Source organism: Dietzia sp. Alg238-R159, assembly GCF_900537145.1.
GTDB lineage: Bacteria > Actinomycetota > Actinomycetes > Mycobacteriales > Mycobacteriaceae > Dietzia > Dietzia kunjamensis.
Map to the genome: position 1 here is coordinate 69,682 of NZ_UNRI01000010.1, position 10,097 is coordinate 79,778.

The following is a 10,097-nucleotide window of genomic DNA, read 5'->3' on the forward strand; positions in this document are numbered from 1 at the left end:
CAGAACTCACTTTCGAGTCACCAGCGTCTTCTCCGCCACGCCTTGCTCCATGTCGAGCTTGAACTGAAGAAGTGTGGCGCGCAGGTTCTCGTGCCGTGAACGAGCCTGCTCATTCATCTCTTTGAGTTTCGGCCCCGCCACACGCACCGCCTCCGCCAAGTAGGGCAATGCTGAGGCAACGAGCGCCGCTCCCTTATTCCCCATGGCGACCTTCCCGAGGATCTTCTCGACGGTCTTGTACTTGGCTCCCGTGAGTGCAGCAGCGATGACGTCGGCGCCATCGGCCAGCGAGTCGACAACCTTCCACGGTACCGAGAATTGCTCTTGCCACTGGACCCGTCGCTCAAGCGGCAAGAGCGACGCGATCGGCAGAACCAGATCGAGCCCAACTCTTTTGGCTACATCAATTTCCACTGCGTCGTCCGCGTCTGCCGTCAGCTCGAATTTCGCCGACGAAAGAAGGATGAAATCCTCGCCGATTGAAAGTGCCTCCGGCGTCTGGATCAGCTCTCCGATAGATGAACGAAGCCGGTCAATCTCGCCTGCGACCTTGCGGATGACGAGATCGCGGAACACGTCCACGTCCCAGTCCGGAAGCAGATCGGACTTAGACAGCGCGAATATCCAGATCCTGGGGAACTCAACGAGAGGACCGTCCGCGTCCAGCAATGCGTCTTTCGTGCGCAAAATGCTAAGGCGGAAGTTGTTCAGGAGGGACTTAAGATAGAGCTCTTCTTCGCCCTGGTAGTCAAGAAGCTTTTGACCATCGACAAGGAGAAGTGCGACATCCGACCGCAGAAGGTTCAACCAGGTTTCAGTGCGCCGACTGCTCTCCTCCTCGCTGCTAGGGTCTTCTGTGAACCACTCGCCGGGGTAGTCGTGCCATGCGAGACGGAGTTCATCGAATGGCCGCTTTTTCGATTCATCGCCGTCCCCAGCTTTGAGTTTGACGGAGAATTCGTAGGTCGTGCTGTCGAACTTCGTAGTAAGCGGCGTACGCGCCTCGTCTCGCATGCCCAAGTAGTTCTGGTACAACCTGTGGCCTTGGCCCGTCTGAAGCGCGACGAGATCCCAGAGGTCGTTCTTATAGCTGCCCTCTTGGGTGGGGCCGAAGAACGACGACACCAGAACAGTCTTCCCGGAGCCCGACTCGCCGAAGACTGCGACGTGTTGCTCTCTGATCCGCGGGTATTTCGCCATTCCAAGAACGTAGCGCATCACTCTGACATTGATTGGGAGACCATCATGTTCCAGTGGACGAAGAACTCACTCCGCGACCGGCGTCGCGTCATCGTACCGAGATCGCGCACTCTGGTCCCCCCCGGTGATGTCGATGGGCGCTAACGCCAGCAAAGGTTTGTAGAACGATCACTTCCTGGGCCGCGACACCGTCAGCATCAAAGTCTTCCTCAATCGCTCACCCGTGCCCCGCGTGACGCTGCAAAGCGGTCACCCACGCCCGTGTTGTCCCGGTTCCGCACGGCCGCAAACCTGCACTCGCGGCCACTCGGCGCAACCCTCCTCCCCGCCAAGCGGACAGGCCCAGTCCGTAGCCGCCCCTAGCGTGGAAACCGCACGAAGTAACCCGCGCAAACGAGCGCGACCGGCAGAACGGACCCCATGAAGATCGCCGTCACGACCCCTCAGGGCAACGTGGGCCGCCACCTCACGCGCATGCTCATTCGCGCCGGGGTCAGGCCGGTCCTGCTCACCCGCCACCCGGACCAGATCCCCGCCGACGTCGCCGAGCACGCCGAGCCGAGGCAGGCCGACTCCCGCGACGCGGGCCAGGTCATCGCCGCGACGGCCGACGTCGGCGCCCTCTACTGGGTCGACCCGCCCGCCGAGTCCCCCGATCCGCTGACCGACTATCGCCGCGCAACAGAGTCCCTCGTCACCGCGATCGAGGCGAACGGGATCGGCCGGGTCGTCTTCCAGAGCAGCGTCGGCGCGGAGAAGCGCCACGGCGCGGGCGAGATCGACGGTCTCGCCGCCACGGAGGTCGCCCTCGACCAGTCCGACGCCGCCGTCACCCACCTGCGCTGCGGCTACTTCTTCAGCAATCTGCTGTTCGAGGTGGAGTCGCTGCGGGCCGGCCGGCTCCAGACGGTGCTGCCCCTCGACGCGCCCATGAGCTGGGTCGCCCCGCGGGACAGCGCGCAGGTCGCGGCGCTCACCCTGCTCAACCCCGGGTGGCGCGGGCGGCGCGTGCAGGCCGTCCACGGCCCCGAGGACCTGTCGTGGGCCCAGGTCGCGCGGGTCCTCACAGAGGAGCTGGGCCGCGAGGTCCGCGTCGAGCGCATCACCGACGAGCAGATGCGCGCGCAGTTCCTCGGCGCGGGCATGCCGCCGGCCTGGGCGGACGCACTCCTCGGCATGTCGACCGGCCTGCGCGACGACTTCGTACCCGAGCAGGCCCGCTCGATCGTCACCACCACACCGACCCGCCTGCGCAGCTGGGTCCGCGAGGAGCTCGCCCCGCTCGTATAGTCACCGCCCGCCGCCTCGCTCTCCCGCCGCGACGGGCCACGCGTGGAAAGGTGCGACGACGACGAGCCCCACCACCCCCGACCGACCCGCAGTCCCCGGATCCGCGGGTCCGGCCGCGTCATCCAGTGCTGGAGCGCCTCGGCCCCCGGACCGGCCGCCCGCACAGACCCTCTGACCTGCGGTGCCCTGAATGGGGCTTTCAGGGCACCCCAGGTCAGACGGGTGCAGCTGATGTGTCGCCCCGCCGCTCAGCCGACCCGGCCGAGGACCGCCGCGACCCGGTGGCGCGAGCGCACGCCGAGCTTGCGCAGGATGTTGGAGACGTGCTCCTCCACCGTGCGGCGGCTCAGCACCAGGTGGTCGGCGATCTGCTGATTAGTGGCGCCGTCGGCCAGGTGCCCGGCGATCTCCCGCTCGCGTGCGGTGAGCGGGGCGTACGCGGACTCAGCGCGCCGAGCGCGAAACTCGGCCAGCTGCTCGGCGACCATCTGCAGGTGGACGGGCATCCCGAGCCGCTCGTAGACAGCCACCGCGTCAGACCACAGCGCCTCGGCCCGCTCCGGCTCCTCACCGTTGATCAGCCCGGCCAGCAGCACGCCGAGGAACGCCACCTGGCTGTCCAGCCCGTGCCGGCGGCCGAGCTCGCGCCCCTCCTCCAGTAGGCGACGGGCGCCGGCGGGATCCCCGGTGAACATCGCCACGGTCGCGGCGTCGGCGAAGCGCATCGGGGTCATCGCGTCGGCGGGCTCGCGGACCATGACGTGCGGCACCGGCTCGCCGAGCATGGCGGCCGTGCGGGCGAGCGTCGACTCGACCGTGCGCCGCCACCACGGCACCACCGGACGCGGCGCGTCCCGCAGCGCCTGCACGCGAGCCCGCGCGAGGTCGGGATCCCGGTGCCAGAACGCCGACAGCAGCTGGCCGTTGCGCGCCATCGCCACCATGTCCGGGACGCAGAACCGCTCGGCGGCGGCGATCGCCTCGTCGGCGGCGGCATCGGCGTCGTCCAGACGCCCCACCTGGATGAGCGCATACGCCAGCACGCAGCCGAGCCCGGGCTGCGGCGCGGCCCGCCCGAACCGGCGCGCCACGCGCAGTCCCCGCTCGGCCAGCTCTACGGCCACCCGGAAGTCGTCGAGCATGTACGCCGACCAGCCGGCGGCGGTCACCGCGTCGAGGATGTCGCGCAGGTCCTCGGCCGGGGCGTCGAGCAGCACCCTCGCGACGCCCGCGAACTCCGTCCGGGCCGCCGCGACCTCCCCGCTGTTGAGCAGCCCCACCGCCCGGAACGCCCGCGCGGCGGAGGCGAACGGCTCAGAGCCGTCGAGCAGGTCGTTGAGCATGGCGTCCGCCGGGATGGACCGGTCGAGCTGCGGGTTGGTGGCGGTGAGCTCGAGCAGCAGTTCGGGCCGGGGCACCGCGCCGCGGGCGGTGAGGACCTCGTGCGCATCGGCCGGGCGACCCGACATCCGCAGGGCGTGGGCGTAGAGCACGCGGGCCTCGGGACCGACCCGGGGGTCGTCGATCAGCGCCGGCAGCGCCTCGATCGCCCTGTCCGGCTGGCCCATGATCACCTGCGCCCGCGCGCGGACCAGATCGCACCGCCGACCGAGGTGCCCCGCCGCCGCAGGGGCCATACCGGAGGAGCCCGAGCCGGGGTGCCCCGCCGCCGCAGGCGCCGCGCCACGGGAACCCGCCGCCGCGCCCCCGATCCCCGCCAGCCAGCGCTCCACCACCTGCGGGTCGGAGTCGGCGGCGCGCTCGGCGGCGTCGAGGATCACGCCGATCTCCTCCGGGGTGGCCGCGGGCCCCAGCGAGGCCAGGTGGCCGGCCCGGGCGAACGCGTCCTGGCCGGGCAGGGCGGCGGCCGCCCGGTGCAGCGCAGCGCGCTCGGCCGCGGGCGCCCGCGAGTAGGCCGTGAACCGCACGAGCGGGTGCAGGGGCTCGGCCGCCCACGTCGAGACGAGGCCCCAGTCGCGTAGGACGACCAGGTGCCGGCCCACGTCGACGACGCCGGCCACCGCCCCCATCTCGTCACCGCTGGCCACCGCCTCCGCCTGCGCGACCATCCTGGTCACCGCCTCCAACTGCGCGGGATCGGCGCTGCCGAGCACGGCGATCGCGGTGAGGGTGCGCCGCGCGCCCGGGTCGAGCCGGGCCAGGTCCGCGCCGACCACCGAGCTCAACGCATCACTGCCCGCCCCCGCACCCTCGTCCAACACGTGCTCGAGCGTGGTGGCGTGCGGGTTCCGCCGAAATGCGCTGATCAGCGTGCGGGCGAACAGCGGATTGCCGGCGGCGGATTCCACGACGGTCCGGCGCTGCCGGGGATCGAGGTCGGTGGCGAGAGCGGCGACCTCGTCGTCGTCGAGCGGTCCCACGGTGAGGTGCTCGATGGTCGCGCCCACCCGCCGCGCGGCGTCGATGAGGGACGTGGGCGTCATCCCGGTCCGGTAGGCCAGGACGGTGCCGGCGGCGTGCGGGAGGACGGCGGCGAAGAGGCGCAGGGAGGCGGGGTCGATCCACTGTGCGTCGTCGATGATGAGCAGTCGGGGGCTCGCCTCGAGGAACCGACAGCACTGTCGGTGGATGGCGGCCGGGGAATGGTCGGCTACGACGCGCTCGAGATCCTGGTCGAACAGCCGCTCCACCAGTTGCCGCGCGGCCGCGAGGGGTGTCTCGGTGTCCGGGTAGGGGTCGCCGCGCAGGAACAGCGTCGGCCGGTCGAGCTCGGCGAGCGCGCTGAACAGCAGGGCCGTCTTCCCGGAGCCCAGCGGGCCCTCGATGAGCGTCAGCTGCGGCGGGCCGGACCCACCCGCCTCCAGCTGCTCGGCGAGCCACTCGAGTTCAGTTGTCCGGCCCTGCATCGCTCCCCTGCCCCTGTCCCGGGGTTCTCTGTCCTCGCGGGCCCGACGCGGCGGACCCCTTGGTGACAGTGAACCTCAGGACAGGCTGCGGGAGTGGGGATTACCGCACTTGCTCGTAGTAGCCGACGCCGACGCATCCGTCGTAGCGCCACGCGCCGCCGGTCCAGGTGAAGCGGTGGATGGTGGGGTCGCCGCCGCCCTGGTAGTAGGCCTGCTCGCCCTCGGTCCCCTGATGGGTCGGCTCGGGCGGCAATGTGATGGCGTTGGCCGTTCCCGCTCCGGCCAGAGCGATGCCGGTGGCGGTGGCCGCGGCCAGTGGCCCTCCCGCCAGTGCCCGTCGAATCCTGCTGGTCATAGTGCCCTCCTGGTGGCTGGTGCTTCCACGACCCAGTGTCTCGGCGCCGACCGGCCCCGGGTACCCGTAGCGCTACGGGTTTTCGGAGCGCCGCGCGGCTGCGGAGGGTCGCCGGATAAGAGAGGGGTCACCGTGGGGTGACGGGGGAAGACCGCGGGACGACGACGACAAGGTCATCCCCACCCGCGCCCCGCATCACGCGCCGAGGCGCGACATGCTGGGTGGGTCCTCGACGGGGAGCCCCGCGATCGAGCGGATGGGCGGCCTGCCCGGGCCGCCGGATCGCGCTGCGCGTTCGGCCCGGTCTCACTCCTCGCAGAGGCAGAACGGGTGCCCGACCGGGTCGAGGTACACCACGAATCGCCAGTCGAGGCTGGGCTGGTGCTCGTGCCGCCGGGCGCCGGCGGCGAGGACCGTCGGCTCTGCGTCCGCGATCGAGTTCACGTGGAAGTCGAGGTGCACCTGCGAGGGGACCGGGCCGTCTGGCCAGGTGGGCGCGAGGAAGTCGGGGACGGTCTGGCAGGCGAGCGCGAGCGCGCCCGACTCGCCTTCCGGCGGCAGGACGTCGACCCAGTCCGGATTCCCGCCGTCGTGTATCCGCCAGCCGAGCATCGACGCGTAGAACTCGGCGAGCTCGCGCGCGTTGGGACAGTCGAGGGCGACGACCACACGCCCCGCGCTGATGCCAGCCATGGCACCAAGCTACGTCCTAATCGGCGGACTCTGCAGGTGGCTCGCCCCGTCAGTTTCCCAGAGCAGCGTCGGGGCGAAGGGGCGAGAACCCTCTCGAAAGAGCTTAAGGACGTCTACGTAGGGCGCATCACCGACCAGTAGCTGCTCGAGCGGTACCTCGGCGCGGGCATGTCGCCCGCATGGTCGGGCGCACTCATCCGATTTTCGACCGGCCTGCACGACAACTTCGTGGGACAAGCCCGTTCGATCGTCACCGCCGAGACCGTCAGAGAGGAACCCTGGCGATCCGCCTCCCGCCACCTCCGGCAGCGCCGACCGCTGAACAATTTAGCGCAAACGAGCTCCTACCCACCGGGGCCCTCGCCCACCGGGGCCCTCGCGCACCGATGCCCCCTCACTCCTCACGGAAGCTCACAGCAAGCAGTCGAATCAACGTCAAATAATTGGAGTGCCAGCTCGTCTCAGTCGCGCGGCCGTGGAGCCTCGAAAACTCTAGTAGTTCCCTTACAAAGTTCCTGTCTCAACTAGGCTCGTCCAAGCTGGCACGGATCGCGATCAGCGCGATGGTCTCAACGAGAAGAGATAGCTTGTGACATCAATCCGCGATATTGATTTGGTCGATTTTTGCAGTCTCGACTCCACCAATCAGGCTCACCTGCCAGCCTTACGTGACCGCATCGCCGATGGGCAAGCTTTGACTCTATTCATTGGCGCGGGCGTATCGATGAACTCTGGCCTCCCAAGTTGGAGCGCCCTAGTCACTAGACTCATCGACAGATTGGCCAAGCACTCTTCGCTAGACGAAAAGTCTGTCAAGTCATTAGACGAGAGCAGTGCCGACCTACAAAGGAAAGCCGAAGAGGCGTTCGCACTTCTTCGCAGCGCTCGGCGGGGAGCAACACTGCAGAGCCATGAAATCGTCGCCGAGACACTTTATGAAAGCAATGAGAGCTGTCCGCCCCCCGGCCCCCTTGCGCAGTCATTGGCGAGACTACTGAGGGTTCGAGGATTCGTCGATACGATTGTCACAACGAATTACGACACAATCCTAGAAGCGGCAATCGAAAAGGAACTGAGACTTGCAGGCAACCCCGCGCCTCGGATCATATCGAAGACCCTCGAGAAGGAGTTCGCATATTCCGCCGACGAGCTGACCCCTTTGTCTGAGCTCTGCGAACTCCCCGCGAGCCCCGATGAGACGATCGTGGTACTCCACCTCCACGGTCTCGCTTCCAAGAAGTACGGAGTTGTCAAAGCCGAAACTCCATTCCTTCTTTCAGAAGCCGACTACCTACAATATGAAGACGAAATCCATAGCGTAGTGCGAGACGCACTCGAAAGAAGGGATTCGATAATAGTTGGCATGAGCATGACTGACCGAAATTTGCTCAAGCCTCTCCACTCCAGCGCTACTTGTAACAGCGGGCGAAAGCATGCCCAATTCAGTCATTTCATTCTCAGCACGCTGCCACTGCGAGACAGTCGCCAGACCCGAATTTCCGCAGACATCGGCAAGGCGACGGCCCTCTACCTCGAAACCAACCTTAAAACCAAGCCAATCCTCCTCAAGTCAAGAGCGCAAGTAAATCAGCTTGCGAAAGACCTCGCACTATGGAACCAAGTAGCCAAACGGGAGGAATCCGCGGCAATCAACCTGGACCTCGATGCTGCGAGCAGTGAGCGAGAACTCCTACACGAACTGCACCGAAACTTAAATGACGACGAAATCCGAAAGAATGCGCAGCTAGCCCTTAGGGATGAGCAGCGAGCCATCTCTAAGATCATCGAAAGCGTGGCCAGCTACGGAAATGACGAACTCTTTGCGCTTTACTTCTGGGCGAGACACTGCGAACCCGCGCCGCCTGACCCCGAAACCTTTCGCCCAGCAGGTTATGCGATTGAACTCATGCTTAACTCCTTTCAGTTCTCGCAAGATCGCGATCTCACACGAAAGAACATCCGCATAACCGAAGACTCTAAGTTCACCGCCGCCAAAGCAATGTATCAAGGCGTAGCAGTATGCGATCCTCTACAACCCGGACAATCCTCGACGCTATGGTCGAGCATTCTCGCCGTGCCGTTTGCTATAAAAGGCACTAGAACACAGGGACACCCGATCGAAGCCGACCTCGTCGACGAGATCCCCATCGGAGCCATCACGCTCAACGCAGCCTTCAAAAAGGTAGTTTCAAATGCAAATCAAGACGAAAGTGGATCTAACACGAGCATTCTTCAACGGTTGAGCCCGAACGAGAGACTAACGATCGAGCGAGCGCTAGCTGATGCGGCACAGACAACTTTGCGGCACCTTCTCCATGTCGCCCGAATTAGTTAGGAGATCGTTCAGTCACCCCGCGCACGGCTTAATTCTTCGACGCCCTCACGCCTATTTTTTTCCTGATGGCGAACGGGCTACATCGCCATCTGGTGCCTGACCGGCCGATCGCTTCATCTGCGCTCGCGATTCGATCGGTGGCCAGAAGGCACCCCCGTTTTCGTCCGGAATTCCTAATCCACCGAGCATCTGGTGCCATCCTGACAAAGCAGAGGTCGCCCTCGATGACACCTGCCGCTAGATCGTCATCGTCACGCAGCTCGGAACCGGACCCGCAGTCGCCAGCACAGGACTAACCGGCCGGGTCAGCCCGCGGGAATCAGGTGCACCACTCGCTATCGACGCGACCACCCCTCGCCGGACGATCACCTCGTCCCACCCCGCGCGACCCACCCTCGATGTGCAGCCGCCGTCCCGAGAGGTGTCCGCCATGAGCCGCCCGACGTCCGTCGCCCCCACCCGTCCCGCGCCGCGCAGCGGCCCGATCCGCCGCGAGCCCGCGCCGAGCGACCGCACGTCCGTCCCCACCCGACCGCCCATCTCCCGCCCCTGGCAGCTGTGGCTGGTCCTGGCCCTGTCGGCGGCGCTGGTGACGCTGCTCGTGCTGCGCGGCGTCGTGTAGGCCACGGCGATCAACCGCTTCCTCACCGACTCGTGGCCGGCGGTCGACGGGGCGGCGGGCCTGGCGGCGTCGTCGGCCGGCTGGATCATCGACACCTCGTTCGTGGTCGCCACAGCCTGGGCGGCGATCGCGATCTGCACCTTCACCGGCTCGCGCGCCGGGCGAGCGGTCTACACCGCACTCCTGGCGGGCAGCACGGTCATCGGGCTGTGGAGCGCGGTGGCGCCTCAGGCCGCGGCGCTGGGCAGCGGCGAGCTCATCCTGGCCGCGGCGCACCCCACATTCATGTCGCTCACCTCCCTCGCGGTGGCGCTCGTGGCCATCGCGGTCCTGGCGCTGCTCTACCGCCCGGACGTCAACGACTACTTCCGCGCCCACTCCCCCGTCACGACCGGCCAGCGGGACCGCGACCCCCTCGAGCCGGCACTCCCCCAGACTCGCAACGAAGCACCGCTCACGATGAGTAATCCGGCTCTTCGCATCTGAGTGTGGGTGAGGGCGACACGCCGGTGAAGCAGTAGGGAGCAAGAGGGTCGAGGCCCTGAAGGATTGGAAGTACCTCTACACCCAATCCCGAAGGGGCCTCGACCCATGTCTGAGCCTATCGGGTGCTGCCGGCCTGCCGCTGGCGCCGCACCTTCGTCTCGTTGTTCCCGCTGCGATGTTCTCGTCGGTCTCGATGACGTGTACGTCCTTGATGCGCGCATGGTCGACGAGCACCTGGAGGTGACCGTC

General features: G+C 66.8%; 8 protein-coding genes. 4 read left to right on the forward strand and 4 right to left on the reverse strand.

Translation table 11 applies throughout. The annotated features are described in order from the left end of the window. Nucleotides 1-6: 6 nt before the first annotated feature. A complete protein-coding gene (locus tag G6R20_RS16625) occupies nucleotides 7-1,200 on the reverse strand; it encodes an ATP/GTP-binding protein (RefSeq protein ID WP_163377058.1) in 1,194 nt (397 codons plus the stop codon). A 420-nt stretch (nucleotides 1,201-1,620) separates the two neighbouring features. On the opposite strand from G6R20_RS16625, the gene G6R20_RS16630 reads away from it, so the two are divergent. Further along, a complete protein-coding gene (locus G6R20_RS16630; protein WP_163377059.1) occupies nucleotides 1,621-2,490 on the forward strand; it encodes an NAD(P)H-binding protein in 870 nt (289 codons plus the stop codon). 248 nt (nucleotides 2,491-2,738) lie between these two features. Here G6R20_RS16630 and G6R20_RS16635 read toward each other — a convergent pair whose 3' ends face one another. The 3 genes from G6R20_RS16635 to G6R20_RS16645 form a co-directional block, all read right to left on the reverse strand. Beyond that, entirely contained in the window at nucleotides 2,739-5,357 is a 2,619-nt protein-coding gene (locus tag G6R20_RS16635; RefSeq protein ID WP_163377060.1) for a LuxR C-terminal-related transcriptional regulator, read from the reverse strand. A gap of 100 nt (nucleotides 5,358-5,457) precedes the next feature. After that, on the reverse strand, nucleotides 5,458-5,712 hold the full coding sequence (locus G6R20_RS16640) for a hypothetical protein (RefSeq protein ID WP_163377061.1): 255 nt from the start codon (nucleotides 5,710-5,712) through the stop codon (nucleotides 5,458-5,460). 306 nt (nucleotides 5,713-6,018) lie between these two features. Then, nucleotides 6,019-6,405, reverse strand: a complete 387-nt coding sequence (locus G6R20_RS16645; RefSeq protein WP_163377062.1) for a VOC family protein — start codon at nucleotides 6,403-6,405, stop codon at nucleotides 6,019-6,021. A gap of 589 nt (nucleotides 6,406-6,994) precedes the next feature. On the opposite strand from G6R20_RS16645, the gene G6R20_RS16650 reads away from it, so the two are divergent. From G6R20_RS16650 to G6R20_RS16660, 3 genes are all read left to right on the forward strand, one after another. Continuing rightward, nucleotides 6,995-8,740, forward strand: coding sequence for an SIR2 family protein (locus tag G6R20_RS16650; protein ID WP_163377063.1), 1,746 nt, complete (start codon nucleotides 6,995-6,997; stop codon nucleotides 8,738-8,740). A gap of 430 nt (nucleotides 8,741-9,170) precedes the next feature. Continuing rightward, nucleotides 9,171-9,362 carry a hypothetical protein gene (locus G6R20_RS16655; RefSeq protein ID WP_163377064.1) on the forward strand — a complete coding sequence of 64 codons (192 nt, stop codon included), beginning with the start codon at nucleotides 9,171-9,173 and terminating at the stop codon, nucleotides 9,360-9,362. 102 nt (nucleotides 9,363-9,464) lie between these two features. Continuing rightward, entirely contained in the window at nucleotides 9,465-9,848 is a 384-nt protein-coding gene (locus G6R20_RS16660; protein WP_163377065.1) for a hypothetical protein, read from the forward strand. The last annotated feature ends 249 nt before the right edge of the window (nucleotides 9,849-10,097 follow it).